The following is a 25,453-nucleotide window of genomic DNA, read 5'->3' on the forward strand; positions in this document are numbered from 1 at the left end:
GGCTGGAACGCCAATATCGCGGCCGGTCAGACGATGAACGCCTGGGGCTTCGTCGGCTCCGGCGCCAGCGCCTCGCCACAGGTCACCTGCACCGCCGGCTGACGCTGGCAGTGCGCTCCCCACGGCCGCCCGCCGACGCGTCAAGTGGGCCTTCGGCGGGCGGCCGTCTACGCGAGCAGACGCGTATGTCTCGCCACGGCGAGACGTGCGAGCCGTAGAACAGCTCACGCCGCCCGGCTCGGACGGCGGTCCCGCCCGCGCCGGCTGATACGTTCGCCGGGTGACGGCAGAACGCGATGAAACGATCAAATGGCGTTCGCTGATCATTCCCATCTACGGGCCGACCATCCTCATCTCGATCGGCATGGGCGCGGTCGTCCCGCTCATCGCGCTCTCGGCGCTCGACCTCGGCGCCACCGTCGCGCAGGCCGCGGTCGTGGTGGGCCTCATCGGCATGGGGCAGCTGGCGGGCGATCTGCCCGCCGGGGCCCTGGCCCAGCGCTTCGGCGAGAAGCCGGTCCTGCTCGCGGCGTGCCTCGTCGAGGCGGCGGCGATGCTCGTGGCCTCCCGGACCGACTCGCTGGCGGTCCTGTCGATCGCGGTGTTCGTCTCCGGCCTGGCCTCGGCGGTGTTCGGCCTGGCCCGGCACGCCTACCTGTCCGAGGCCGTCGCCGCGCACTTCCGCGCGCGGGCCCTGTCGACCCTGGGCGGCACCTTCCGGATCGGCTCGTTCATCGGCCCGTTCGTCGGCGCGCTGCTGGTCGAGCAGTTCTCGATCGGCGCGACCTACGCGTTCGCGGCGTGCATGAGCCTCGCGGGCGGGCTGCTCAGCCTCACCCTGCCGAGCCTGCCGGGCGTCGCCCCGGTCTCCCCCGCCGACACCGCCGAGCGTCCGCCGGGCCTGTGGTCGGTGCTCGCGCGCCATCGGAGGGTGCTGCTCACCCTCGGCGTCGGCGTGCTCCTCATCTCGGCCGCCCGCGCCACGCGGCAGAGCATCGTGCCGCTGTGGGCCGAGTCCCAAGGGCTCGACGCCTCGACCGTCAGCGTCATCTTCGGCATCTCGGCGGGCGTGGACATGCTGCTGTTCTACCCCGGCGGCGCGATCATGGACCGCTTCGGGCGCATGTGGGTCGCGCTGCCGGCCATGATCGTCCTCGGCGCGGGCTTCCTGCTCCTGCCGCTGACGAGCTCGGCAGTGGCCATCGGCCTGGTCGCCTGCCTGATGGGCCTGGGCAACGGGATCTCCTCGGGGATCGTGCTCACGCTCGGCGCCGACGTCGCGCCCGACGAGGGCAGACGCCAGTTCCTCGGCGGATGGCGACTCTGCGCCGATCTCGGCAACGTCACCGGGCCCGGCCTGATCAGCCTGATCACGCTCGCGTTCCCCTTGGGCGCCGCCGCGATCGCCCTCGGCGCGATCGCGTGGTTCGGCGCCGGATGGCTCGCCAGATGGGTGCCCGCGTACGCGCCGTCTCCCGCCGAGGAGCGCGTCACCGCCGGTTGACCCCGCTTCCGGTCACATGTCGGAAAAACCGGTGCGGCACCGGTGGATACGATTCCGGACATGAAGGAAACCGGGACGAGACTGCGTCCTCCCAGAAACCAGTTCGACAGGCGAACCCTGCCGTGGTGGCGTGTCCAACTGCTGATCGCGACGGCCGTGCCCGTGATCCCGCTGGCGGTGCTCGGCGCCCTCATCGCCCCGGCGCGGCCGTGGCTGCTCGGCCCGGCGATCGTCATCGCGGTGGTCGGCCTGGCCGCGGCGGTGGCGATGCCGATCTGGTGGCACCGCGTCCACCGCTGGGAGGTCACCGACACCGCCGTGTACTCGCTCACCGGGTACTTCTGGCGGACCTGGCGGATCGCCCCGATGTCGCGGATCCAGACCGTCGACACCACCAGGGGCCCGCTCCAGAGCGCCTTCGGCCTGTCCACAGTAGTGGTGACGACGGCCTCGTCGGCCGGGGCGGTCAAGCTGGAGGGCCTCGACCACGAACAGGCCGCCGCCCTCGCCGAGCGGCTGACCGAGATCACCGACGCCACGCCCGGGGACGCGACATGACCGACGCCGAACCGGCGGACGAGGGCCCCGCGCCCGAGCCGACCGAAGCCGAGACCCCCTGGCGGCGGCTGCATCGCGACACCTTGAAGATGACGGCGCTGTTCATGGCCGGCTTCGCCGCGCTGACGGCGGTCCCCGCGGCCACCGGTATCGCCTCGGGCACGTCGTGGCCGATCGCGCTGGCCTTCGTGGTCCCCGGCGCCGCCGTGGTGATCGCCGCCGTGGTCGTCCCCGACGCGATCCGCCTCAAGGTGACGCACTACCGGGTCACCGGCACAAGGGTCGAGATGATCACCGGCGTGGTGTTCAAGCGCCGCCGCTCGCTGGCCAGGGAGCGCATCCGCTCGGTCGACCTCTCGGCCAATCCGCTCCACCGGCTCTTCGGCCTGGTGAAGGTCAAGGTCGGCACCGGCGAGAGCGGCAGCGGGAGCGGCGCGACCAGCGAGCAGACGCTGACCTTGGACTCCGTCGACCGCGCCGAGGCCGACCGGCTGCGCGCCGAGCTGCTGCGCCGCGCCGGAGTCGAGGCCGACTCGGACGCCGAGCAGCGCCTGGCGACATGGCGGCTCGGCTGGCTGAAGTACGCGCCGCTGTCGTTCCTGACCCCGCTCCTGGCGGGCGCGGTCATCGGAGCGGTCTTCCAGGTCGCCGACTGGTTCGGCCGCGGCGGCCTGCCGGTGGAGATCGTGGCGGACCTGGTCGAGCGGTACGGCCCGTGGCGGGTGCTCCTGCTCGGGCTCGTCGCGGTCGTCCTCGTCGGGGTGATCGGCAGCCTCGCGTTCCAGGCCGAGGCGTGGTGGGGGCACCGGCTGGACCGCGAGCCCGGCGGCACGCTCAGGGTGCGCCGCGGCCTGCTGGTCAACCGCTCGCTCAGCCTCGAAGAGGAGCGGATCCGCGGCGTCGAGGTCGTCGAGCCGCTGGGCGTGCGCTCCGCGGGCGCGGCGCGGCTCGACGTCGTCGCGATCGGGCTGAAGACCGACCAGAAGAACGCCGACCTGACCACGCTCGTCCCGGCCGCCCCGCGGCCGGTGATCTCGGCCGCGGCCGACGCGGTGATCGGCCCGACCGAGACCGAGCTCATCGCCCATCCGAAGGCGGCCAGGACGCGCCGCCTGCGGTGGGCCGCGGTGGCGGTGCTCGTCCTGGCCGCGATCGTGGCGGCGGTCCATCTGCTGTGGTCGATTCCGGGGTTCTGGAGCGCGGTCGTCGTGCTCGCCGCCGTCCTGGCCGGAGCCTGGGCGGTGTGGACGGCGCTCGACTCCTACGCCTCCCTCGGCCACGGCCTGAACCGCGGCTACATGGTGGCGCGGAGCGGCAGCGTCCGGCGCTCGACGGTGCACCTCGACCGCTCGGGCATCATCGGCTGGCGCATCAAGCAGTCGGTGTTCCAGCGGCGCATGGGCCTGATGACGCTGGACGCCACGACCGCGGCGGGCAGGGGCCACTACGCGGCCATCGACGGCGACGAGCACGAGATCCTCGACTTCGCCGACGAGACGGTGCCGGAGCTGCTGCGGCCGTTCCTGGTCGGGGACGAGCCGGGCGGCGAGTGACCGCCCCGCCCCGTCTCATTCCTCGCCGGGCGGGGCGGCCGAACCGCCCGCGGCCAGCCGCATCAGGTCGGTGCTCAGGTCGATGTCGAGTTCGGTGCCTCCGGCGCTGCCGTACTCGTGCTGGTAGCTCTTCCAGGACTCGGTCCGGATCTGATCGGCGAAGCCGCTCTCCATGAGCAGGAGCAGCTCGATCGCGGCGCGGTCGACGCGCCGCCCGAGGTCCTTGTCGCGCCAGTCCTCACTGGAGGCGAAGACCGAGGTCGGGACCGTCATGGTCCGCAGGTACGCGAACAGGGACCGCATCTGCTCGTCGACGACGAGCGCGTGCCTCGCGGTGCCCGCGGTCGCGGCGAGCACCACCGGCTTGGCGATCAGGAGGTCGTTGTCCAGCACGTGGAAGAACGAGCTGAACAGGCCGCTGGGCGCGGCCTTGTAGACCGGCGCGCTGGCGACGACGCCGTCGGCGCCGCCGAGCAGCTCGACCGCGCGCGTCAGCTTCGGCCCCATGAGCTGGGAGACGATCGCGGTGGTGATCTCGGTGGCGAGCTCGCGCAGGTCGATCACGTCGACGCTCACGCGCTCGTCGCGCCCGCGCGCCAGTTCGGCGACGCGGCCGGCGATCCGGTCGGCCAGCATGCGCGTGGACGAGGGGTCGCTGGTGCCGCCGCTGACGACGACGAGCCGGAACTCCCGCTCGCTCATCGGTTCTCCTCCTCTGCTTCGCCGCTCGGCCGGTCCTGTCCGGCGAGCTTCCTGGTGAGCGCCTCGAGTGTGCGCATCTCTTCGTCGCCGAGCGCGGCGCCGACTTCGCGGGCGACGTCGGCCGCGTGCCGCCTGCCGGTCCGGCGCTGCTGCTCGCGTCCGGCCTCGGTGAGCGCGAGGCGGACGCCGCGGCCGTCGGCCGGGTCGGGGGCGCGCTCGACGAGGCCGCGGTCGGCGAGCCGCTCGACCAGCCGCGAGAGCGCGGGCTGGCTGAGCAGGACGTTCCGGTTCAGCTCGCCGAGCCGGATCGGGCGGTCCTGCTTGGCGAGGGTGTAGAGCACGTCGTATTCGCGCATCGACACCTCGTCCCAGATCGGCGCGGCGGCGAAGCGCTTCATGAGCACCGCGTGGGCGGTCAGGAGCGCTTCCCACGAGTCGTTGGCGAGGTGGCCCCTGCCGCGGCGGGTCATCGTCGCTCCCCTCATTCCTCGGCGTCCTGTTCGGTGTCCTGGTAGGGCGTCGGGCCGGAGGTGTTGTCGCCCCGGTTGGCGTTCGGCTTCGGCTGGCGGGCCGGGCCGTCGCCGTACTTGGCCTTCACCAGGCCCGCGTGCGTCGGGGCGTCGGCCGAGTCCGCGTCACGGCGCGAGTCGAGCTCCTTGCGCAGGACCGGGACGACCTCCTCGCCGAGCAGGTCGAGCTGGTTCAGCACGGTCTTCAGCGGCAGGCCGGCGTGGTCCATCAGGAACAGCTGGCGCTGGTAGTCGCCGAAGGTGTCGTGGAAGGTCAGGGTCTTGTCGATCACTTCCTGCGGGCTGCCGACCGTCAGCGGCGTCATCTGGCTGAAGTCCTCCAGCGAGGGGCCGTGGCCGTAGACCGGGGCCTCGTCGAAGTAGGGCCGGAACTCCTTGACCGCGTCCTGGGAGCGCTTGGCGATGTAGACGTGGCCGCCGAGGCCGACGACGGCCTGCTTCTTGGTGCCGTGGCCGTAGTGCTCGAAGCGCTGGCGGTAGAACTCGATCAGGCGCAGGGAGTGCTGGGTGGGCCAGAAGATGTGGTTGGCGAAGAAGCCGTTGCCGTAGAAGGCGGCCTGCTCGGCGATCTCCGGGGTGCGGATGGAGCCGTGCCACACGAACGGCGGCACGTCGTCCAGCGGCCTCGGCGTGGACGTGAAGCCCTGGAGCGGCGTGCGGAACTCGCCTTCCCAGTCCACCACGTCCTCGCGCCACAGCCGGTGGAGCAGGTTGTAGTGCTCGAGGGCGAGCGGCAGGCCCTGGCGGAGGTCCTGGCCGAACCACGGGTAGACCGGCGCGGTGTTGCCGCGGCCGAGCATGAGGTCCATGCGGCCCTTCGAGAGGTGCTGGAGCATCGCGTACTCCTCGGCGATGCGGACCGGGTCGTTCGTGGTGATCAGGGTCGTCGCCGTGGTGAGGATGATCCGCTCGGTGAGGGCGGCGATGTGGGCCAGGAGCGTGGTCGGAGACGAGGAGAAGAACGGCGGGTTGTGGTGCTCGCCGATGGCGAAGACGTCGAGGCCGACCTCGTCGGCCTTGCGCGCGATCTGCACGATCGCGTCGATCCGCTCCGCTTCGGTCGGGGTCTCGCCCGAGACGGGGTCGCGCGTGATGTCGCTGACCGAGAAGATTCCGAACTGCATCATGTCTCCCGTTCGCTCGCGGTGGCGAGCTGCTGTTTCGTGCCGATGTTCATGCGTTTGCATCTACCTCAACGACGGGTGGGCGAGCGGTATTCCCGGCATGCGGGACGAGACGAGGCTCACTTGTCCAGGGCGGTGCCCTCCCTGGACGCTCCGCCGCAGCAGGGACACGGCTCACCCGCCGGGGATGACCCCGCCCGGCCCGATCTCGGTCTGGAGGAGATCGGCGCCTTCCGGTATCTCCTCCGACCGCAGGTTGAAGTGGTGGACCGAGGTGCCTGGCGGCACGCTGATCAAGCCGGTGCTGTCCGCCCCGTCGATCACGCGCTCGTCCCCGCCGACGCCGCCGACGATGGTGCCGTCGGCGCCCCGGAAGACGACGTCGACTCTGGCGAGCTCCGTGTAGCCGAGCTCGGAGTCGATCCGGTAGGCGATCCTCTGCCCTTCGGGGGAGAGCAGCGGTTCGACCCCGAGCACGGCGAACCGCCCGGGGAGGTAGTCGGGGGGCGGGGATTCGAACGGCGGGTCGAACGACGCCGTCTCGACGGCCAACTCGAGTCTCTCGTCGGCCGTGATCTCGGCCTGCTCGTCGAGTATGTGGCCGATCAGGACCTCGCTGCCAGGAGGGACGTAATTGATCCTGAACGTGTCCAGGACACGCTGCCCACCGGCCCCGGAGGCCGTGAACACGAGATGCGCGACCGCGGTGGGGTGCGGGTTGCGCACGACCGCGCCGACCGTGAGCCGCCTCTGGCCGTACATCTCGATATCCCCGAATCCGTACTCGACGATCTCGATCTCGACCGGTTCGACCCGCGCGTCCGCCTCGATGCCGTCGTTCACGTCGTATCCCTGCGCCTCGAACATCCCCACCTGCGCCACCCGCTGGCCGGGGTCCGAGGCTCCCACCAGTACGGCGGCCAGCATCGCGATGGAGACGACCACGGCGACCGCGAACGGCCACTTCGGCAGCGCCTCCGCTCGCTCGGCCAGGCGTCCGGCGCGAGCCCGCAGAGCGGCCGAGTCGAATGCGAGGCGGCGAGGCGAAGCCATGGGGGTCCTTTGTGCAGAGGTACTAGGCTGGTCCGCACCCAACAGTACGGAATCCGGGAGTACTCGGTGCGCGACCCCGACCAGGCACCACGGCAGGAGATCCATCTCCCGCTCCACGGGCCCGTCCCTCCTCGTCCCGTGCCGGCTCGGCACGGTGTCTCGAACCTCGGTCTCGCGCTGATCGCCGTGCTCATCGCGGTCGCCGCGGTGCTGACCTGGTCTCCGATCCAGCGTCCCGCGGCCGAGCAGGCGGTCCTCTCGTTCCTGGAGGACGTCCACGCGGGCGATGTCGACGCGGCGCTCGAGCGGATCGCCGACGCCCCGGCGGGTCCGTTCCTGACTCCCGAGGCGCTGAACGCGGACTGGGAGATCGTCGAGGTGGCACAGGTCGGATACGAGCACGGTGAGGACGGCACCGGCACCGCCCGGGTGTACGCCGAGATCCGCGCCGGGGACGACACCCGACTGGCGCACCGCTACGAGGTGGTGTTCGAGAGCGGGGAGCCGCGCATCACCGACCGCCTCACCGGCGGCCAGTCCTACTCCGGTGGCATCGTCGAGGTGAACGACGTGCTGGGACCGGCGCAAGAGGTCTATCTGCTGCCGGGCGTGTACCACTTCTACGGCTCCACTCAGCCTGCGATCGACATGAACATGCCTTCGATGCTGGTCCTCGGCGACCGGTTCGTCGAACTCGGCGGGGAGCACGCGACCGGTCGGCCGGTCGCCCCCAGACCCGAGCTCACCGCCGAGAGCGAGGCGGCCTTCACCGAAGCGCTGCACGAATACCTCGACGCGTGCGCGGTCACGCGGGAGCACTGCTCGTTCGGCCATGTCCCTTCGGAGCATCCCTTCGTCGAGGCCGACCCGTCCGAGCCGTGGCGGATCATCGAGTACCCGAAGGTGATGCTGGAAGGCTGGCTGTTGGCGGGAGGCCTGCGCCTCAGGACGGTCGAGCCGGGCGTCGTGGAGTTCGACGCCGTTCCCGAGGACTCGGGCGGCGATGCCGAACCGGTCGCCTTGACCTGTCCTCTGTGGGCGGAGAACCTGATCCTGGCCGTCGACTGGGAGACCGGCGACTTCGCGATCGAGCAGGAGATCGTCGGCTCGAACACCTGCCACTGGCTGACCGGATGACGACGGGAGCGTCCCGGCCGGGACGCTCCCGCATACGACCGCCGCTCAGCTCGGGACCGCTATGTGGATCCACTCGGCTTCGGAGGGCACCTTCTCCTCGGTGACCACGACGACCATGTACCTGCCCGGCGGGGCCGCGGCCGGGTTCTCCGGCACGGTCGCGGTGAAGGTCCACGGCGCCGTCTCGGACCCTTCGGAGGCCACCGCGGTGTCCAGCCACACGAAGCGCTGGTCCATGTTGTTGCCGTGGGTGGTCGAGCCGGGCCGGATGATCGCGACCTCGGCCCCGGTGGTGAGCTCGCCGCCGGAGGCGGTGACGGTGAACGTGCCGCCGTGGTCGACCGTCGCCTTGTCGGCGGCCGGTTCGAGGCCGGTGATCGCCGGGCGCGGCAGGAACATGTACTTCGGCAGGTAGCGCTCGCCGGTCTCGTTGCCGACGAAGCGGTACTGGGTGCCGTCCACATGGGTGCCGAAGCCGCCGGTGCTGCCCGCCTTGAGGACGCTGCCGTCGGGCAGGAGCAGCGCCACGGAGTGGTACCGGCGGACCGTGTGCGCCGAGGCGGCGGGCTCGAACAGCGAGTAGTCGGGGTCGTAGAGCTCGGCCTCGACGACGGCGCCCTCGTCGCTGTCGCCCCAGCCGTGGCTCGCGCCGCCGCTCACCAGGACCTCCCCGTTGGCCAGCAGGGTGGCGTCGCACAGGATGCGCGGGTGCTCCATGTCGCCGACGCGGTGCCACTCCCCCGTCAGCGCGGCCGTGTCCACTTCGAAGACCTCGGCGGTGGCGGTGGCCGGCAGGTCCCGGTTCCGGCTGACGATGTCGCGGTGCCGGGTCAGCTCCTCGTGCTGGCCGCCGACGGAGAGGTGGCGTCCGGTTCGGGTGGTGGTGGGCGACGGGCGCCCCCCGACGACGCCCGGTCAGATGTATGGCACAGCCCTAAGCCACCGCGGTGGCCTCGAAGCGCTCGCAGCGCAGCAGCGGCCCCAGGCCGGTGCGGAAGGCGCCTCGGCGAACGTCGGCGAACCCCGGATGGGCGGCGATGGTGTCGAACGGGGCGTGCCCCATGTCGTAGACCAGGAGCCGCCCGCCCGGTCGCAGCACGCGGGCGATCTCGGCGGCACCGGCCGCCGGGTCATCCCAGTGGTGGGCGCTGAGCGAGGCCACGACCAGGTCGAAGCTCTCGGGTTCGAACGGGAGCTCGGCGGCGTCGGCGCGGCGCACCGCGGCGTGCCCCTCCAGGTTGCGTTCGGCGTGCGCGACCATGTCGGCCGAGAGGTCGACGCCGGTGAGGGCGAGGTCGGGGCGGGAGCGGTGGAGCTCCATCAGCAGCACGCCGGGCCCTGTGCCGATGTCGAGCAGAGCGCCCCCTTCGGGGGCGGAGCGGGAGGCGTCGGCGGCGATCCTGCGGTAGAAGCGGCGCTTCAGGAGCCTGGCGAGCACGTCGTACCGCCTGCTGGCCTTGCCGTCGATGGTCCCGTGCCCGTGGCCTCTGGTGTGGTGTCTCATGCGAGCCTCCAATAGTTGTACCTTGCAACTCTCCTTCTAGTCTAAGATACATAGTTGCTTTGCACAACTCACCGGAGTCGAAAGGGGCGGCGTTGGATCCGGATCGGCTGCACCACCTGCTCATGGACCTGTTCCGCACCGTCGGCCTCGTCCTCATGGACCGCGCGGTGCCCGGGCAGCCGGTCTCGCTGTCGCAGCTGTTCGCGCTCCACGAGCTCGACCACGAGGCCGGGCTGTCCCAGCGCGAGCTGGCCGAGCGCCTCGGCCTGGAGAAGAGCACCGTCAGCCGCCTGGCGGCCGAGCTCGAAGCGGACGGCCTGGTCAGGCGCGAGCGCGACCCGGCCAACCGTCGCCTCTACCGGCTCGAGATCACCGACGCCGGGCGGCGGCTCCACCGCGGGATCGCCTCCTCGGTCCACGCGCGCTACCTCCGGTGGACCGAGGCGATGACCCCCGACGAGCGGGAAGGGCTCGCGCTCGGGCTCCCGGCGCTGCTGCGCGCCATGCACGGGGAGCGGACGCCGCCGGAGCGGTGAGGGCCGGTCAGCGGCGCAGTTCCGCGAGGAGGTCCTCGCCGGCCCAGTCCCGCCTCCCGCCGGACTCGGCGTCGCGGACGAGGGCCACGAGGCGCTCGTTGACGGGCGCCTCGGTGCCGTGGGCGCGGGCCAGCGAGACGATCTCGCCGTTGAGGTGGTCCACTTCCGTGGTCCGCCCGGCCTCGAGGTCCTCCCACATCGACGAGCGCGCCAGCGGGTCGATCGCGAGCATCCGGGAGGCCGCGGCGGTGAAGACCGCATCGGGCGTCCCGAGCAGCGCCGGGATCCACTTGGGCGGCAGCGGTGTGAGCTTGGCGGGGGCGATTCCGGCGGCGGCGAACGCCGCCAGCGCCTCGCGCTGCGCGGCGGCCAGGCAGCGCCGGTAGGCGCGCCGGGAGAGCTCTTCGGCCAGCGGCAGGCCGGACAGCGCGTTGACGGCGTTGTTGAGGTTGAGCAGGAGTTTGGCCGCCTGCACCCCTGCCATGTCGTCGCGCTGCGCGAGCGGCAGGCCGGCGCGTTCGAAGGCGTCGGCGCAGGCGGCCGTCGAGTCGTGGCGCTGCACTTCGAGCTCGCCTTCGGTGGCGGCGTGGAACCAGCCAGCGCCCCGGTTCACCACGTTGAAGCCGACCGTGCCGGGCAGCACGGTGACGCCTGGGAGGAGTTCGCGGAGCAGCTCGGCGCCTCGCAGGCCGTTCTGGAAGCTGACGACGACGGCGCCGGCCTTCAGGCGCGGCAGGAGTTCGGCGGCGGCGTCGGCGGTGGCCGTGGACTTCACGGTGACGAGGACGAGGTCCGCCTCGGAGGCGGCGTCGGGGTTCGTCTCGTACCGGGGCGCGGGGGCCCGCAGTTCGGCGCCGCGCCAGTCGGTGATGGTGAGGCCGTGCCCGGCGAGCTGGCGCGCGATGCGTTCGCGGCCGACGAACACCACTTCGGCGCCGGTCGCGGCGAGCCGTCCGCCGACGTAGCAGCCCACGCTGCCCGCGCCGTACACGCAGATCACCATGGACGGATGCTACTCCCGCCGAGGCGGGACGCCGTACGCGACGGTCGTTCGCACTTCGGCCATCCGGTGTTCGCGTGCCGGCCGTTCGACATTGGCCTCGCCATTCGCATATGTATACGCTTGCCGACATGGAGTTTCCGACGTCGCAAGCCCCACCCGCCAAAGACCGCCGGGTGCGCCGCTCCCGGGCCGCGCTCCTGGACGCCACGGTCGCCCTCGTGACCGAGCACGGCACCGCGGCCGTGCCGCTCTCCGAGATCGCCGAGGCCGCGGACGTGAGCCGCCAGCTGGTCTACCAGCACTTCGGCGACCGCGACAACCTCCTGTTGAAGGCCGCGCTCGAGCTGGCGGGAACCGAGCTGGCGCCCCGCCTCGACGGCGTCCGGGACACGCGCGAGCGCGCGCTGCTGATCGCCCGGCACTTCGCGGCGCACCGGGTGTTCTACCGGGCGCTGTGCAACAGCCCGGTGGCGTTCGCCCTGCACAAGGTCCTCACCGGGCTGCTGCTGCCGATCAACCGCCGGGCCGTGCGCCGCGCGCTGGGCGGGGACGGCGCGCCGCGGGAGGTCGAGGACCTCTCGCTGTTCCTGACCGGCGGTGGCACCGCCTTCATCACCACCTGGGTGGTCGAGGGCGAGGACCCGCTCGACCCCGAGGCGTTCACCGAGCGGTTCATGCGGCTGGTCGCCGTCTTCGAACGCTCGATCCGGCCCGCCGCGTAGCGATCGCCGCCCGACGGGGCCGAATCCGCCGGGAGCCATGGGAAGACCGTCTTGTTAACTGCGTCATCCGGCGCTGCTTCGCGGCGCTCACTCGCGTACGATGCTGGCGAGCGGCATGATGTCAGTCCGCAGTCGCCATGGCGGCACTATGGACGCCTCCGTTCCGGGACGAGCTCCGGAAACGCGGGCGCCGCACCCGACTGCCGACAAACCAATCGAACCGGAGGAAGGAATGCTCGAAATCAGCGCACTCACGTGGGCCGTGACCATCGGCCTGATCGTGGCGCTCCTGGTGGTGGACCTCGTCTTGGCCGCGATACGCCCGCACAAGGTCGGGTTCAAGGAGGCGACCGCCTGGTCGGTGTTCTACATCCTCATCGCCATCGGCTTCGGCATATGGTTCGGCGCGCAGTACGGCGGGGATTACGGCACCGAGTACTTCACCGGTTACATCATCGAGAAGAGCCTCTCGGTGGACAACCTGTTCGTGTTCGTCATCATCATGAGCATCTTCGCCGTTCCCGACAAGCACCAGCACAAGGTGCTCACCTTCGGGATCGTGCTGGCGCTCATCATGCGCGCGATCTTCATCGCCGCCGGCGCGGCGCTGCTGAACCTGTTCTCGTTCATGTTCCTGGTGTTCGGGCTGCTGCTGGTGTACACGGCGGTCCAGCTCTTCCGACACCGAGACGAAGACCCCGATGTCGAGAACAACGTCATGGTCAAGGCCGCGCAGCGCTTCCTCCCGGCGACCAACGAGTACCACGGCGGCAAGCTCTTCGCCCGCGTCGACGGCCGCAGGCTGGTGACCCCGCTGTTCGTGGTGCTCGTCGCCATCGGCAGCGTCGACCTGCTGTTCGCCCTCGACTCGATCCCGGCGGTCTTCGGCGTCACCGAAGAGGCCTACATCGTCTTCACCGCCAACGCCTTCGCGCTGCTGGGCCTGCGCGCGCTGTTCTTCCTCGTCAAGGGCCTGCTCGACCGGCTCGTGTACCTCTCGACGGGCCTGGCGATCATCCTGGCGTTCATCGGCGTCAAGCTGGTCCTGCACTGGGCTCACGTCGACATCAGCCACTCCGTGCCCGAGATCCCGACGCCGCTCAGTCTCGGCGTGGTGCTCGGCGTGCTCGCGATCGTCACGGTCGCGAGCCTGCTCAAGACGCGGAAGGACCCCGAGGCCAAGGCGCACGCCGGCTCGCTCAGCGGCGGCCACGACAAGGACGAGTCCAAGTGACGGCGTCCCCGGGCGGCTCGGCCGCCCGGGGCCCCGTCCGACTCGGACGGCATCCGGTCACTCGGGGGACCGCTCGGTGATGAGCGGCATGACGACGAGGTCGAGGATCTCGTCGATGACCTCCGGCGGGGCGGGCTTCCCGCGCGTGAGGAAGTAGTGGGTCATCAGCGACGGCGCGAGGTTGACGATGCGCGGGGCCAGTGCCTCCGGCCGGACCGTGCCGTTCGCGATGCCGGCCTCGAAGACCTGGGCGACGACGCGCAGGCGCGGGCGCTCGATCTGATCGCGCAGCTCCTCGCCCTCGGGGGTGTCGGTGAGCTCGCCGACGAAGCCGCGGATGGCCTCGCCGTCGGGTCCGGCCTGGAAGGCGGCGATGCGGCGCATGACCCGGGCGAGGTCGGCGCGCACGTCCCCTGAGGGCTCGAAGTGCTTGTCCCCCTTTGCCCCCTGGTAGCGGGCGGCGGCGCGGACGAGATGGGCCCGGCTGGGCCAGCGCTTGTACAGCGACGCCTTGCCCGCGCGGGCCCGGGCGGCGACGCTCTCGATGCGGAGGTTCGCGTAACCGACCTCGGCGAGCTCTTCAAGGGTGGCCTCGAGGATCGCCCGCTCCAGATCGTCTCCGCGGCGGCGGCCCGGTGTGGATTCAGTCACCTGGTCTCCTAGATAGTGAACGCGACGTTCACTAAATGCTAGCGTTGAATAGTAGACGGAGCGTTCACTGTCGTCGCCCCGCCACCGCATCCAATCATCCTCATTCCTTGGAGGTCCCGTGGCTCCGCACGCTCCCGACAGCCTCCCCGGAGGTCGCCAGTGAGTCTTCCCGCGAACCCCGCCGCCCAGCCGATGACCCACCGCGAGGTGCTGCGCGCCCTCAGCGGTCTGCTCATCGTCCTGTTCGCCGCGATGATCAGCTCCACCGTCGTCTCGGTGGCGCTGCCGCAGATCGTCGGCGACCTCAAGGGCAGCCAGTCGCAGTACACCTGGGTCGTCACCGCGATGCTGCTGGCCTCGACCGCCTCGACGCCCATCTGGGGCAAGCTGGCCGACCTGTTCCCGAAGAAGCGGCTGCTCCAGATCGCCATCGTCATCTTCAGCCTCGCCTCGCTCGGCTGCGGACTGGTGCAGAACACCGAGCAGCTCATCGCGCTGCGCGTCGTCCAGGGCCTGGGCATGGGCGCGCTCCAGGTGCTCGTGCAGGTCATCATCGGCGCGATGGTCAGCCCCAAGGAGCGCGGCCGGTACAACGGCTACCTCGGCGGCGTCATGGCCGTCTCCACCGTGGGCGGGCCGCTCCTGGGCGGGGCCATCACCGACGCCGACTGGCTCGGCTGGCAGTGGTGCTTCTTCATGGCCGTGCCGCTCACGCTCATCGCGCTGGTCATGCTCACCCGCACGCTGCACCTGGTCGAGACCCGCCGCCCCGAGACGAAGGTGGACTATGCCGGGGCGAGCCTCATCGCGGCCGGGGTCAGCCTCCTGCTGCTGTGGGTGACGTTCGTCGACGCCGAGTTCGCCTGGATCTCGTGGCAGACCGCCGCGATGGTCGGCGGCAGCGTCGTCCTGCTCGGTGCGGCCGTATGGGTCGAGACGCGCGTGTCCGAGCCTGTGGTGCCGATCCACGTCGTCAAGCGCCGCGACCCGGCGCTCGCCATCGTCGCGAGCCTGTCGGTGGGCATGGCCATGTTCGGCGGCGCGGTGTTCCTGGGCCAGTACTTCCAGATCGCCCGCGGCTACTCCCCCACCGAGGCCGGCCTGCTGACCATCCCGCTGATGTTCGGCGTGCTCGTCTCCTCCGCCGTGGCCGGGCGCATGGTCTCGCGCAGCGGCAGGGTCAAGCCGTACATCGTCGCCGGGACGATGGTGCTCACCGGCGGATTCCTCATGCTGTCGGCCGTGGACCACGAGACCTCGCTGGTCTACATGGGCGTGGGCATGCTCGCGGTCGGCATCGGCGTCGGCGCGGCGATGCAGAACCTGGTCCTGGTGGTGCAGAACTCGGTGCCGCTGCGCGAGCTGGGCGCGGCGAGCGGCTCGATCACGTTCTTCCGCTCGCTGGGCGGCACCATCGGCGTCTCGGTCCTCGGCGCGGTCCTGGCCAACCAGGTCGCCTCGAAGATCGCCGAGGGCCTGGCGGCCCTGGGCATCCCGGTCGAGGGCGCCACCGGCGGCTCCTCGCTGGACATCGGGAGCATGCCGGCGCCGGTGCGGGAGGTCGTCATGGCCGCCTACGGCGACGCCACGGGGCACCTGTTCCTGCTCTCGGCGTGCATCAGCGCGGCCGGCGTCGTCGCGGCGCTGTTCCTCACGCCGGTGCGGCTGCGCGACAGCGTCGACCTGCCCGAGCCGGAGAAGGAGCCGGCGGAGTCGACGGCGGCGGTGTGACGGCCGCGGAGAACGCGACGAGGCCGGGCGGGAGCGACTCCCGCCCGGCCTCTGCCGTGCTCAGCTCCGTTCGAGCTCGATGACGGCCTTGACGTGCTCGGGTCCGAGGTCGAAGGCCTGGTCGAAGTGCTCCAGCGGGACCCGCCGGGTGATCATGCGGCCGAGCCAGCCCGGGTCGGCCTCGCGCAGGACCTCGGCGGCCGTCGCGTAGTGGCCGAGGTTGGCGTTGACCGAGCCGACGATCGCGTCGTTCTCGAGCACCATCTCGCGGTTGAGCGCCCCGACGTCGACATTGACGTTCCGCCCCTCCGGCGAGACGCCGGTCAGGCACACCACGCCGAAGGAGCCGGTGGCCGCGACCGCGTCGGCCACGAGCGAGGTGGCGCCGGTGGCCTCGATGACGATGTCCGGCTCGCCCTCCTTGACGACGGCCTCTATGCCCTCGTGGTGGTAGACCGCCCCGAGCGCGGTGACGAGCTCGGGCTTGGGCCCTTCGGCGACGAGGTCGAGGACGTGGACCTCCAGGCCCCGCTGGACGCCGATGAGCGCGGCGAGCAGCCCGATCGGCCCGGCGCCGGTGACCAGCACCCGCTTCGGCTCAAACCAGGAGCGCCCGCCGACCTTGTCGATCTGGTCCCAGGCCTTGGCGACGACGCTGGTGGGCTCCATGAGCATCCCGACCCGCTCCAGGCCGGGATCGAGCTTGACGGCGTACTCGGGTTCGACGGTCCAGACCTCGCTGGCGTAGCCGTCGAGCTGCTTGATGCCGCGTTCGACGTAGCCGCCGTTGCGGCACTCGTCGAAGCGGCCGATCGCGCAGGCGCCGCACGGGACCGGGTCGGGCCTGCGGACGACGCCGACGACGAGGTCGCCGGGCGCGAAGCCGCTGCCGTCGGGCGCCTCGCGCACCCGCCCGAGCGACTCGTGTCCGATGACGAGGCGGTCGGCCATGGGCGGGGCCGTGCCGTACTCGGCCTCGGCGATCTCCTTGTCGGTGCCGCACACACCCACGGCGAGCGCGTCGACGATCAGGTCTCCTGGTGACGGTTCGGGCTCGGGCATCTCGGTGAGCGCGAGCGAGTGCTTCCTGCCTGGTATGACGGTCAAGGCGCGCACGGCGATTCACTCTCCTTCGTTGACTGACTGCTCCTCGCGCACGGCCCGCGGCGCGGTGGCCGGGTGCGTGCCGCTGAGGTGTCGGGCCGAGTTGACCAGCCCCACGTGGCTGTAGGCCTGCGGGGTGTTGCCGAGCTGGCGGCCGGTGCGGGGGTCGAACTCCTCGCTGAGGAGGCCGAGGTCGTTGCGGACGTCGAGCAGCCGTTCGAAGAGGTCTCCGGCCTCGCTCCGGCGTCCGATGCCGTGCAGGGCGTCGACGAGCCAGAACGAGCAGGCCAGGAAGGTGCCCTCGTCGCCGGGGAGGCCGTCGACGCCGCCGTCGGCGGCCGGGTCGTAGCGCAGGAGGTAGCCGTCCCGGGTCAGTTCGCGGCGCACCGCCTCGACGGTGCCGGCCACGCGCGGGTCGTCCCAGGGAAGGAATCCGACCTGCGGGATGAGCAGCAGGGCCGCGTCCAGGCCGGTGGAGCCGTAGAACTGGGTGAAGGTGCCGCGCTCGGCGTCGAAGCCGCGGTCGCAGACCTCGCGGTGGACCTCCTCGCGCAGGACCTTCCACTTGTCGACCGGGCCCTCCATGCCGAAGCGCTCGACGGACTTGACGGCCTTGTCGAAACCGGCCCACGACAGGACCTTGGAGTGGACGAAGTGGCGCCGCACGCCGCGCACCTCCCAGAGGCCCTCGTCGGGGTCGGACCAGTGCCCTTCGAGGAAGTCGAGCATCGCCTCCTGGAGCTCCCAGGCGCTCGCCTCGGCCTCCAGGCCCGCCTCCCTGGCCAGGTAGAGGCCGTCGAGGACCTCGCCCCACACGTCGAGCTGGAACTGGACGGAGGCCGCGTTGCCGATCCGCACCGGCCCGGAGGCCTCGTAGCCGGGGAGCCAGTCGAGCGTGAACTCGGGAATCCAGCGGCTGCCGTCGAGGCCGTACATGATCTGGAGGTCGGCCGGGTCGCCGGCGACGGCGCGCAGCAGCCACTCGCGCCATTCGCGGGCCTCCTCGATGTAGCCGGTGCCCAGCAGCGCCTGGAGCGCGAAGGTGGCGTCCCGCAGCCAGCAGTAGCGGTAGTCCCAGTTGCGGACGCCGCCGAGGTCCTCGGGCAGGGAGGTGGTGGCGGCGGCGACGATGCCGCCGGTCGGGGCGTAGGTGAGGGACTTGAGGACGACCATGGAGCGGCGGACGGCGTCGTTCCACCCGCCTTCGTAGCGGAAGTGGCCGATCCAGTCGTTCCAGAACCGCTCGGTCCCGTCGATGCCGACCCTGGGGTCGACCGGGACGGGGCGGTCCTTGTGGGAGGGCTGGTAGGTGAGCACGAAGGAGACGCGGTCGCCGGCCGAGACGGCGAACTCGGCCTGCGCGGTGGTGTCGGACAGCTCCATGGGCACGTCGGCGGCGAGCCAGGCGGCGTCGGGCCCGGCGATCGCGGCGATCTGCCCGTCGTGGTATCTGATCCACGGTTCGTTGCGGCCGTAGCCGAAGCGCAGCCGCATCATGGTGCGCATGGGGACGCGGCCGCTGATGCCCTCGACGACGCGGACGAGGTCGGCGGCGCGGTCGCGCGGCGGCATCGTGTCGATGACGCGGACGCTGCCTTCGGGGGTGTCCCACTCGGTCTCGAGGATGAGGGTGTCGCCGCGGTAGCGGCGGCGCGTGCATTTGCCGCCCGCGGCGGGCTCCAGGCGCCAGCAGCCGTGCCGCTCGTCGCCGAGGAGGGCCCCGAAGCAGGCCGGGGAGTCGAACCGCGGGAGGCACAGCCAGTCGATGGACCCGTCGGTCCCCACCAGCGCCGCGGTGTGGAGATCGCCGAGCATTCCGTATTCTTCGATCCGCAAAGCCACGGCCTCACCTTCCCACAGCGGTTCCGCGTGCGCCACCCCTTGCCGCTTACCCTCGCACCGCCCGCGGTATGCGCGCGGCGGAACGGCGTTTAACGGTCCCGCTCGTCCGGGTTCGGGAGGTCGAGGCGGCGGAGCCGCTCGGGGTCGGCGAGGACGTCGATGGCGGTGATCCTGCCGTCCGCGACGGTGAAGGACATGACGGCGAACGGGCCCGACTCGTCGACGATGAGGCGGCCGACGGCGCCGTTGACGAGGACCGGGTGCGCGAGCGGGACGAAGCGGCGGTAGAGGGCGGCCTGTCCGGCGACGGTCTGGGCGCCGCGCAGGATCGTGTTGAGGGCCGGGCGGGCGGTGCCGCCGTCGGCGCGCAGCACGACGTCGGGGTCGAGGACGGCGACGAGCGCGTCGAAGTCGCCGCGGTGCGAGGCGGCGAAGAAGGCCGCGACGGCCTCGCGCTGGCGCCTGGGGTCGGTCTCGGCGGCGGTGCGGCCTTCGAGGCGGCGGCGGGCGCGGCTGGCGAGCTGCCTGGCGGCGGCCGGGGACTTCTCGATGACGCCGGCGATGTCCTCGAAGGGGACGGCGAACATGTCGTGGAGGACGAACGCGAGGCGCTCGGCGGGGGCGAGGGTCTCGAGGACCACTTGGAGGGCGAGGCCGACCGAGTCGGCGAGCAGCGCCTCGTGTTCGGGGTCGAGGCCGCTCTCGGGGCTGACGACGGGGTCGGGGACGTGGACGTCGATGGGCTCCTCGCGGCGGCGGCGCCGGGAGCGGAGCATGTTCAGGCACACGCGGGCGGTGACGGTGGTGAGCCAGCCGCCGAGGTTGTCGACCTCGCCGGTGTCGGTGCGGCCGGCGCGGAGCCAGGCCTCCTGGAGGGCGTCGTCGGCCTCGCTGAAGGAGCCGAGCATCCGGTAGGCGACGGCCCGCAGGCGCGGCCGCTGCTCTTCGAAGCGCTCGGCCAGGTCGGTGCGCTCGCTCATCGCCGTGGTGTTCCTTCGCTGTGGACTGTCACTTCACAGCAGCCTAGTTCCCGGCGAGCACGCAGCAGACCGGCCCGCGGCCGAGGCCGCGGGCCGGTCTGCTGCGTGCTCACGCTAGGTGAGGTGGGGCAGCACGACGTCGGTGTAGCCGTCCTGGCCGGCGGCGTTGGGGTGGAAGGACTCGAGGGTCCCGACGTAGCCGAGGATCCACGGATCGGCCGAGCAGACGCCGTGGCCGTCGAAGGCCGCACGCGGGTCGGCGAAGCCGAAGCCGTGGTCGGCGGCGACGGCCGCGGTGGTCTCGGCGAGCAGGTCGGCGGTGTCGTTGAGCGCGGCCTGCTCCTCGGGGGTGATCGCGAGGGAGTCGGCGCAGGTGGTGCCGCTGAACAGGCGCGGGTTGCCGACGACGACGATCGTCGCGGTGTCGGCCTTGTCGCGGACCTGGGTGTAGAGGTCGTCGAGGCGCTGGGGCAGGACGTCGGTGATGACGGTCCGGGCGTTGTCGACGGCCCCCAGGCACAGGGCGGTGTCGGTGCCGGCGCAGGCGCCGAGGACGGTGGAGAATCCGGCGTCGTTGCCGCCGACGCCGATGGTGACGTGCTCGGTGGTGTAGTTGAGGTGGCCGAGCTGGTTCGCCACGACGTCTTCGACGGTCGCGCCGGAGCAGGCCTCGAACCAGAGCTTCTCGCCGAGCTCGTAGGCGGCCTGGCGGGGGTAGGCGTTGGCCGAGCGGTAGCAGTCGTCGTCGCCGAGGTAGTCGCCGGCGCCGACACCCGAGGCGTAGGAGTCGCCGAGCGCGACGTACTTCAGCAGTGTGACGTCGGCGGAGGCGGGGGCGGCGAACGCGGCGGCGCCGATGGCGGCGGCCGCTGCTGCGGCGAGCGTGCGCAGCAGCAGGCCGACGCGGCGGCGCGGCTTGGTCTTCGGGGGGTACACGGGGTCTCCTTCTGTTTTCGATGCGGCAAACCATCCGTTTGGGACGATTCGCCGGGTGACCGCGCCATTATAGACACGCGTCCGCTATGCGGGGCAAGAAAACTGACCGTGAACGGGGCTGGTGCGCAGCAGGTATGGGGAGGATTGCAGGCGCCGTGTCGGCGAGGCGCGATGCCGCTCGGCGAAGGTGCGAACCGCTCACGGCAAGCGCTCGCATAGGATCGGTGGGGCAACGCAGGCGGCTCGAAGGGGAGAGACCATGGCTCGACGGTTCGCGCGGCACGAGCGGCGCTCGGTGACGGATCTGGACGGCGTGTGGGACTTCGCGTTCCTCGGGGACGTCGACCCCGACGCCGTCGCGGTGGAGGCGATCGCGTTCGAGGACGTGATGGCCGTGCCGGGCTCGTTCGACGCCACGCCCGCCTACGCCGGGAAGCGAGGACTGGCCGCGTACCGCACCCGCGTCCACGTCGCCGAGACCGGGCGGCACCGGCTGGTGTTCGACGCCGTCCACCACTGGTGCCGGGTGTTCTGGGACGGCGAGCCGATCGGAGAGCACTCGAGCGGCTTCACGCGCTTCACGGCCGACATCGAGCACGCCGAGGCCGGGACCGTCGAGATCGTCGTCTTGGCGGACAACCGCTTCGGCGAGCGCTCCCCGCTGCACCTGGAGCACTTCGACTGGTACCACTTCGGAGGCATCACCAGGTCCGTCGAGCTGCATCGCCTGGAGGACACCTGGATCGAGCACCTGCGGATCGACACCGTCGACCTTGACGCCCGGCGAGTGTCAGTGGCCGTCGACTACTACGGCGCCGCCCAAGGAGCCTCACTGGTGATCGAGTGCGGCGACGTGCTCGTGGAGGAGAGGGTCGACCTGGACCCCTCCGGCCGGATCGAGCGCGAGATCGAGCTGCCCGGCGCCGAGCTGTGGTCGCCGTCGAACCCGGCGCTGCACCCGGTCCGGGTGCGGCTCGGCGAGGACGACATGTGCGAGCGCTTCGGCCTGCGGAAGGTCACAGCGGAGAGCGGGCGCGTCGCCGTCAACGGCGAGCCGCTGACGCTGCGGGGCTTCAACCGGCACGAGTCGCACCCGAACTTCGGGCACGCGCAGCCGATCGGGCAGCTCGTGGCGGACGTGCAGCAGCTGCGGGACCTGGGCTGCAACTTCGTGCGCGGCAGCCACTACCCGCAGGACCCGCTGTTCCTCGACCTGTGCGACGAGGCCGGGATCCTCGTGTGGAGCGAGTCGATCGGCTGGCAGTACCCCGTCGAACGGCTCACCGACGCGGACTTCGTCGCCGCGCAACTGGAGCACATCGACGAGATGGTGGCCGCGGCCCGGAACCACCCGTCGGTCATCATGTGGGGCATCCTGAACGAGAGTCCGAGCGGCGAGCCCGAGGTCCGGCCCGCCTACGAGCGGCTCCTCGGGCGGCTGCGCGAACTCGACCCGTCCAGGCCGGTCACCTACGCCACCAACCACGTCTACGACGACGTGTGCCTCGACCTGGTCGACGTGGTCTCGGTCAACTGCTACCCGGGCTGGTACGTCGACGGCATCGCCGACATCCCCGGCGAACTCGACCGCATCGCCGCGCACGTCGACGCCGCCGGGCACGCCGGGAAGCCGCTCGTCATCTCCGAGATCGGCGCCGGGGCCGTCCCCGGCTGGCACGACCAGAACCATTCCATGTGGACCGAGGAGTACCAGGCCGAACTGCTCGAGACCGTCATCCGCCACCTCGCCGAAGGGCAGGACCGGATCTCGGGGCTCGGCATCTGGGTCCTGGGCGACTTCCGCACCTCCGAGGCCAAGCACATGCTCCTCGGCCGTCCCCGCGGCATCAACGACAAGGGCATCCTCGACGAGTACCGGCGGCCGAAGCAGGCCTACGGCGCGGTCCGACGGCTGTTCCGAGCGATGCGGGAGTGAAGCGTGACGCCTTGCGGGGCTTGCACGTTCGGTTGACACTCCGATGTGCACGAGCTTGGTACCGTTGAAAGGACCACCGTCCCTTCGCACCCCCGGAGGCACCGATGCGCCAAACGGTACCCGTCAAGGTCGGCCAGGCCGAGTTCCTCGTGGAGACCGTCGCCGACGCGGCGGACGAGGGCTCGCTGCGACCGATCAGCGGCGCCCTGGACGAGCCGGAGTCGCTCGACCGGATCAGGGACACGGTCGAGGCGGTCAGCGGCGAGCTCGTCTCGGTGTGGGAGAAGGTCCGGCCACAGGAGGCCACCGTCGAGTTCGGCATCGCCGTCGACGTCAAGGCGGGCAAGCTGACCGGCCTGCTCGTCGGCGGCGGCGCCGCCGCGACGCTCAAGGTGACGCTGAAGTGGTCCTCCGCCTCGGACGGCGTCTGAAGCGGGGCCCCGATGTCACCGACGGCCATCGACGACCCGCGGCTGTTCCCGTTCGTCGTGAGAATCGAGACGGCGGGCACGGGCGCGTTCCGCGGCTCGGGTTTCCTCGCCGCGCCGGGGTTCGTGCTCACCTGCGCCCATGTCGTCAGCGGGCTCGCCGACGGCGACCCCGTCCGGCTGGGCCGCTCCGGAACCCTGGCGGACCTGCAAGGCACGGTCCGGGCGCGCACGCCCGCCGCGCCGGGCCTCGACGGCCTGTGGGCCTGGCCGGACCTGGCGATCATCGAACTGGTCGATGAGCATGGACGCTTCACCGACCACCCCTGCCCCAGGCTCGACCTCCTCGCGGAGGCGCCTTCGGAGCCGGTCAGGCGGCGCGCCGTCGTCGCCGTCCGACCCGACCCGGCCAGCCGGGAGTCCGAGCCGCGGATGCGGGGCGTCGACTTCACGTGGGAGAGCGTGGACGACCGGCGTTTCTGGTGGCTCACCGGCGGACAGGCGCTGCCCGGCATGTCCGGTGGCATGCTCGTCGACACCGGACGGGGCGCGATCGTCGGCGTCGTCAACAACACCCGCGGCACCAGCGGCGCGGTGGCGACGCCCTTGAGCGCGCTCGGCGACGCCTCGCTGCCGGAGGCGTTCCGCGCGGCGGCCGACGAACTGGTCTCGGCGAGCCGCATCGCGGGCTCGGCGCACTGGGACGGCGCGTTCACGCGACGCCTCGACTTCGAATGGCGCGACTACTGGACGCCCGAGACGAGCACCGACCACTTCGTCGGCAGGCTCGACGAGCTCGAGAAGCTCCGGGGGAACCTCGGCGAGTCCGGCGGCGTGGCCGTCGTCCAGTCGATCGGCGGCTTCGGCGGCGTCGGCAAGACCGCGCTGTCCGTCGCGTTCGGCAACCGCTACCGCGACCAGTTCCCCGGCGGGCGGGTCTTCCACGACTTCCGCTCCTACCGCTGGAGCCGCTCCGACACCGCCGCCGACGCCCTCGGCTCGGTCCTCAAGGCCGTCGGCGCGGCGGGCATCGACGAGATCGCGCGGCTCGACCACCGCGAGCGGGCCGAGCTGTGGCAGGCCGTCGCCTCCGACCGCAGGCTCCTCATGGTGTGGGACAACGTGGACGGCGTCGAGCAGCTCGACGGCCTCATCGTCCGCGGCGACGGCTGCGCGACGATCGTGACCAGCCGCGACATCGTCCGCGTCGAGGGCGTCAAACCGATGCGCCTCGACGTGCTCGACGAGGCCGACGCCGTCGCCATGTTCACCGCGATCGCGGGCGAGCACCCGCCCGAGCTCGTCGCCGAGCTGGTGCGCCGGGACCTGTACGTGCCGGTGCTGATCCGCACCCACGCCGAAGAAGTGGTCAACGAGGAGATCGCCCTCGACGAGATCATCGCCGACCTGCCCGACCCCGCGGCGGCGCGGCACGACCCGCAGCCCGACCACCAGAAGGACCTCTTCGACCGGCTCGAAGGCTCCTACCGGCGTCTGGACGAGCAGACGCGGCTGGCGTTCCGGGTGCTCGGCGCGCACCCCGGCTACAGCGCGACCGCCGGGAGCCTCGCGGCGGCCATGGGCTGCGAGCTCGACGAGGCCGCGCGGCGCATGAAGCGCCTGGTCGCGGCGGGCCTGGCCGAGCGGAACCTCGAAGGCGGCGGACAGCGCGACCACCGGCTCCGCGCCTACAAGGCCCACGACCTCATCCGCGCCTACGGCGCGCACCTGGCCCAGCGGGAGTCGGTCCCCGGCGAGGACGGCGAGCCGATCGGCGAACGGCTGCACACGCAGCTGGCCCTCATGGGCTACTTCGTCGACCAGCTGACCGGCGAGACCTTCATGAACAAGAAGGACTGGTTCGGGATCGAGTCCGACAGCATCCGGGACCTCGCCTTGAGCGGGACAAGCGACGCCCACGCGCGACTGGCCCGGTTCATCGGATACCGGGCACTGGTCTACTGCCGCTACGACGTGGCCGAAGCGGCCTTCCGGCACGCGAAGACGCTCGCCGAGCGCGCGGGCGACACGCAACGGACCGCACACATGCTGTGGGGTCTGGGGGAAGTGGGGCGGATGACCGGCGACCTGGAGGAGGCCGCGGAGCAGTACGGCAGGGCGCTGGCCGCGTCGCGCGCCGCCGCGGACCCGGGCGGGATCGGCAATGCCGAGCGCGGCCTCGGTGAGGTCGCGCAGCTGCTGGGTGACGCCGACGAGGCCGAGGCGCGCTACCGGGCCGCGATGGAAGCGTACGGGGAGATCGAGGACCGGCGCCGCATCGCCTACGTCCAGCGGGGCCTGGCGCGGGTGGCCGAGCTGCGGGGAGACCACGCGCTGGCCGAGGAGCGCTTCGCCGCGGCGCTGGAGAGCTCGCGGGCAGTGGGCGACGCGGTCGGCGTGGCCTACGCCCGGCGCGGCACGGCGGAGGTCCTGCTCGCGGCCGGAGACTTGGACCGCTCGGTCGAGCAGTGGCGGGCGGCGGAGGCCGCGTTCGAGGAGGTCGGCAGCCCGGTCGGGGTGGCGACCTCCTGGCAGGGCCTCGGCAAGGTGGCGTTCGCCCGCGGCGAGCTGGACGAGGCCGAGGATCTGTTCGAGCAAGCGTACCGGGTCTACCGGGAGCACGGGGACACGGTCGCCGTCGAGGAGGTCGTGGCCGACCTCGCGCGCCTGCGCGAGGCCCGTTGA

23 protein-coding genes are annotated in these 25,453 nt (G+C 71.6%); 11 read left to right on the plus strand and 12 right to left on the minus strand.

Annotated elements, in window-relative coordinates; genetic code table 11:
• The first annotated feature begins 280 nt into the window (after positions 1–280).
• From YWW_RS33370 to YWW_RS0126655, 3 genes are read left to right on the plus strand one after another with little or no spacing between them, the layout of a single operon-like run.
• On the plus strand, positions 281–1,504 hold the full coding sequence (locus tag YWW_RS33370; RefSeq protein ID WP_051326367.1) for an MFS transporter: 1,224 nt from the start codon (positions 281–283) through the stop codon (positions 1,502–1,504).
• A gap of 60 nt (positions 1,505–1,564) precedes the next feature.
• The gene (locus YWW_RS0126650; RefSeq protein WP_035700201.1) at positions 1,565–2,062 is read left to right on the plus strand and encodes a PH domain-containing protein; all 498 of its coding nucleotides are present in this window, start codon (positions 1,565–1,567) and stop codon (positions 2,060–2,062) included.
• Positions 2,059–3,615 (plus strand): PH domain-containing protein, encoded by a 1,557-nt coding sequence (locus YWW_RS0126655; protein WP_081687805.1) that lies wholly within the window; start codon positions 2,059–2,061, stop codon positions 3,613–3,615. Before YWW_RS0126650 ends, YWW_RS0126655 begins: the two co-directional genes overlap by 4 nt.
• Positions 3,616–3,630: 15 nt before the next feature.
• On the opposite strand, the gene YWW_RS0126660 is transcribed toward YWW_RS0126655, so the two are convergent.
• From YWW_RS0126660 to YWW_RS0126675, 4 genes are all read right to left on the minus strand, one after another.
• A complete protein-coding gene (locus YWW_RS0126660; protein ID WP_026932460.1) occupies positions 3,631–4,317 on the minus strand; it encodes a CE1759 family FMN reductase in 687 nt (228 codons plus the stop codon).
• The gene (locus YWW_RS0126665) at positions 4,314–4,787 is read right to left on the minus strand and encodes a MarR family winged helix-turn-helix transcriptional regulator (protein ID WP_026932461.1); all 474 of its coding nucleotides are present in this window, start codon (positions 4,785–4,787) and stop codon (positions 4,314–4,316) included. Before YWW_RS0126665 ends, YWW_RS0126660 begins: the two co-directional genes overlap by 4 nt.
• 11 nt (positions 4,788–4,798) lie before the next feature.
• Positions 4,799–5,971: a CE1758 family FMN-dependent luciferase-like monooxygenase gene (locus YWW_RS0126670; protein WP_026932462.1), complete on the minus strand. Its 1,173-nt coding sequence runs from the start codon at positions 5,969–5,971 to the stop codon at positions 4,799–4,801.
• Between the two features lie 174 nt (positions 5,972–6,145).
• Entirely contained in the window at positions 6,146–7,024 is an 879-nt protein-coding gene (locus YWW_RS0126675) for a hypothetical protein (protein WP_026932463.1), read from the minus strand.
• A 138-nt stretch (positions 7,025–7,162) separates the two neighbouring features.
• Between YWW_RS0126675 and YWW_RS0126680 the strand changes: the two genes are divergently transcribed.
• Positions 7,163–8,161, plus strand: coding sequence for a hypothetical protein (locus YWW_RS0126680; RefSeq protein WP_155830426.1), 999 nt, complete (start codon positions 7,163–7,165; stop codon positions 8,159–8,161).
• A 45-nt stretch (positions 8,162–8,206) separates the two neighbouring features.
• On the opposite strand, the gene YWW_RS0126685 is transcribed toward YWW_RS0126680, so the two are convergent.
• Both YWW_RS0126685 and YWW_RS33375 read right to left on the minus strand, forming a co-directional pair.
• Entirely contained in the window at positions 8,207–8,923 is a 717-nt protein-coding gene (locus YWW_RS0126685) for a galactose oxidase early set domain-containing protein (protein ID WP_026932465.1), read from the minus strand.
• A gap of 172 nt (positions 8,924–9,095) precedes the next feature.
• Complete coding sequence (locus tag YWW_RS33375) at positions 9,096–9,665, minus strand: class I SAM-dependent methyltransferase (protein ID WP_051326368.1); 570 nt, start codon at positions 9,663–9,665, stop codon at positions 9,096–9,098.
• A gap of 92 nt (positions 9,666–9,757) precedes the next feature.
• Here YWW_RS33375 and YWW_RS34625 point away from each other — a divergent pair, with 92 nt between their 5' ends.
• Complete coding sequence (locus tag YWW_RS34625; protein ID WP_051326369.1) at positions 9,758–10,201, plus strand: MarR family winged helix-turn-helix transcriptional regulator; 444 nt, start codon at positions 9,758–9,760, stop codon at positions 10,199–10,201.
• Between the two features lie 7 nt (positions 10,202–10,208).
• Here YWW_RS34625 and YWW_RS0126700 read toward each other — a convergent pair whose 3' ends face one another.
• Positions 10,209–11,204 carry a 2-dehydropantoate 2-reductase gene (locus YWW_RS0126700; RefSeq protein WP_026932466.1) on the minus strand — a complete coding sequence of 332 codons (996 nt, stop codon included), beginning with the start codon at positions 11,202–11,204 and terminating at the stop codon, positions 10,209–10,211.
• A gap of 128 nt (positions 11,205–11,332) precedes the next feature.
• Here YWW_RS0126700 and YWW_RS0126705 point away from each other — a divergent pair, with 128 nt between their 5' ends.
• Positions 11,333–11,926 (plus strand): TetR/AcrR family transcriptional regulator, encoded by a 594-nt coding sequence (locus YWW_RS0126705; protein WP_026932467.1) that lies wholly within the window; start codon positions 11,333–11,335, stop codon positions 11,924–11,926.
• A gap of 232 nt (positions 11,927–12,158) precedes the next feature.
• Positions 12,159–13,160: a TerC family protein gene (locus YWW_RS0126710; protein ID WP_026932468.1), complete on the plus strand. Its 1,002-nt coding sequence runs from the start codon at positions 12,159–12,161 to the stop codon at positions 13,158–13,160.
• A 57-nt stretch (positions 13,161–13,217) separates the two neighbouring features.
• On the opposite strand, the gene YWW_RS33385 is transcribed toward YWW_RS0126710, so the two are convergent.
• Positions 13,218–13,811: a TetR/AcrR family transcriptional regulator gene (locus YWW_RS33385; protein ID WP_035700194.1), complete on the minus strand. Its 594-nt coding sequence runs from the start codon at positions 13,809–13,811 to the stop codon at positions 13,218–13,220.
• A 192-nt stretch (positions 13,812–14,003) separates the two neighbouring features.
• On the opposite strand from YWW_RS33385, the gene YWW_RS33390 reads away from it, so the two are divergent.
• Positions 14,004–15,542, plus strand: coding sequence for an MFS transporter (locus YWW_RS33390; RefSeq protein WP_051326370.1), 1,539 nt, complete (start codon positions 14,004–14,006; stop codon positions 15,540–15,542).
• A gap of 60 nt (positions 15,543–15,602) precedes the next feature.
• Here YWW_RS33390 and YWW_RS0126725 read toward each other — a convergent pair whose 3' ends face one another.
• From YWW_RS0126725 to YWW_RS0126740, 4 genes are all read right to left on the minus strand, one after another.
• Complete coding sequence (locus YWW_RS0126725) at positions 15,603–16,658, minus strand: glucose 1-dehydrogenase (RefSeq protein ID WP_026932469.1); 1,056 nt, start codon at positions 16,656–16,658, stop codon at positions 15,603–15,605.
• A 6-nt stretch (positions 16,659–16,664) separates the two neighbouring features.
• Complete coding sequence (locus YWW_RS37910; protein WP_026932470.1) at positions 16,665–18,488, minus strand: glycoside hydrolase family 15 protein; 1,824 nt, start codon at positions 18,486–18,488, stop codon at positions 16,665–16,667.
• Between the two features lie 89 nt (positions 18,489–18,577).
• Positions 18,578–19,468 (minus strand): RNA polymerase sigma factor SigJ, encoded by an 891-nt coding sequence (gene sigJ / locus YWW_RS0126735; RefSeq protein ID WP_026932471.1) that lies wholly within the window; start codon positions 19,466–19,468, stop codon positions 18,578–18,580.
• 114 nt (positions 19,469–19,582) lie between these two features.
• Positions 19,583–20,404 (minus strand): SGNH/GDSL hydrolase family protein, encoded by an 822-nt coding sequence (locus YWW_RS0126740; RefSeq protein WP_211228715.1) that lies wholly within the window; start codon positions 20,402–20,404, stop codon positions 19,583–19,585.
• Positions 20,405–20,663: 259 nt separating this feature from the next.
• Here YWW_RS0126740 and YWW_RS0126745 point away from each other — a divergent pair, with 259 nt between their 5' ends.
• The 3 genes from YWW_RS0126745 to YWW_RS0126755 all read left to right on the plus strand — a co-directional run bounded on the left by YWW_RS0126745 (position 20,664) and on the right by YWW_RS0126755 (position 25,453).
• Positions 20,664–22,340, plus strand: a complete 1,677-nt coding sequence (locus tag YWW_RS0126745) for a glycoside hydrolase family 2 TIM barrel-domain containing protein (RefSeq protein ID WP_026932473.1) — start codon at positions 20,664–20,666, stop codon at positions 22,338–22,340.
• A gap of 104 nt (positions 22,341–22,444) precedes the next feature.
• Positions 22,445–22,771, plus strand: coding sequence for a CU044_2847 family protein (locus tag YWW_RS34630; RefSeq protein ID WP_051326372.1), 327 nt, complete (start codon positions 22,445–22,447; stop codon positions 22,769–22,771).
• Between the two features lie 12 nt (positions 22,772–22,783).
• Positions 22,784–25,453, plus strand: coding sequence for a tetratricopeptide repeat protein (locus YWW_RS0126755; protein WP_026932474.1), 2,670 nt, complete (start codon positions 22,784–22,786; stop codon positions 25,451–25,453).

The sequence above is a fragment of the Glycomyces tenuis DSM 44171 genome (assembly GCF_000427885.1).
Classification (GTDB): domain Bacteria; phylum Actinomycetota; class Actinomycetes; order Mycobacteriales; family Micromonosporaceae; genus Glycomyces; species Glycomyces tenuis.

Excerpts from the sequence above, each read along its gene's own strand:
- YWW_RS0126650 (WP_035700201.1), top strand. The coding sequence starts at position 1,565 with ATGAAGGAAACCGGGACGAGACTGCGTCCTCCCAGAAACCAGTTCGAC.
- YWW_RS0126655 (WP_081687805.1), top strand. The coding sequence starts at position 2,059 with ATGACCGACGCCGAACCGGCGGACGAGGGCCCCGCGCCCGAGCCGACC.
- YWW_RS0126660 (WP_026932460.1), bottom strand. The coding sequence starts at position 4,317 with ATGAGCGAGCGGGAGTTCCGGCTCGTCGTCGTCAGCGGCGGCACCAGC.
- YWW_RS0126665 (WP_026932461.1), bottom strand. The coding sequence starts at position 4,787 with ATGACCCGCCGCGGCAGGGGCCACCTCGCCAACGACTCGTGGGAAGCG.
- YWW_RS0126670 (WP_026932462.1), bottom strand. The coding sequence starts at position 5,971 with ATGCAGTTCGGAATCTTCTCGGTCAGCGACATCACGCGCGACCCCGTC.
- YWW_RS0126675 (WP_026932463.1), bottom strand. The coding sequence starts at position 7,024 with ATGGCTTCGCCTCGCCGCCTCGCATTCGACTCGGCCGCTCTGCGGGCT.
- YWW_RS33375 (WP_051326368.1), bottom strand. The coding sequence starts at position 9,665 with ATGAGACACCACACCAGAGGCCACGGGCACGGGACCATCGACGGCAAG.
- YWW_RS0126700 (WP_026932466.1), bottom strand. The coding sequence starts at position 11,204 with ATGGTGATCTGCGTGTACGGCGCGGGCAGCGTGGGCTGCTACGTCGGC.
- YWW_RS0126705 (WP_026932467.1), top strand. The coding sequence starts at position 11,333 with ATGGAGTTTCCGACGTCGCAAGCCCCACCCGCCAAAGACCGCCGGGTG.
- YWW_RS0126710 (WP_026932468.1), top strand. The coding sequence starts at position 12,159 with ATGCTCGAAATCAGCGCACTCACGTGGGCCGTGACCATCGGCCTGATC.
- YWW_RS33390 (WP_051326370.1), top strand. The coding sequence starts at position 14,004 with ATGACCCACCGCGAGGTGCTGCGCGCCCTCAGCGGTCTGCTCATCGTC.
- sigJ (WP_026932471.1), bottom strand. The coding sequence starts at position 19,468 with ATGAGCGAGCGCACCGACCTGGCCGAGCGCTTCGAAGAGCAGCGGCCG.
- YWW_RS0126745 (WP_026932473.1), top strand. The coding sequence starts at position 20,664 with ATGGCTCGACGGTTCGCGCGGCACGAGCGGCGCTCGGTGACGGATCTG.
- YWW_RS34630 (WP_051326372.1), top strand. The coding sequence starts at position 22,445 with ATGCGCCAAACGGTACCCGTCAAGGTCGGCCAGGCCGAGTTCCTCGTG.
- YWW_RS0126755 (WP_026932474.1), top strand. The coding sequence starts at position 22,784 with ATGTCACCGACGGCCATCGACGACCCGCGGCTGTTCCCGTTCGTCGTG.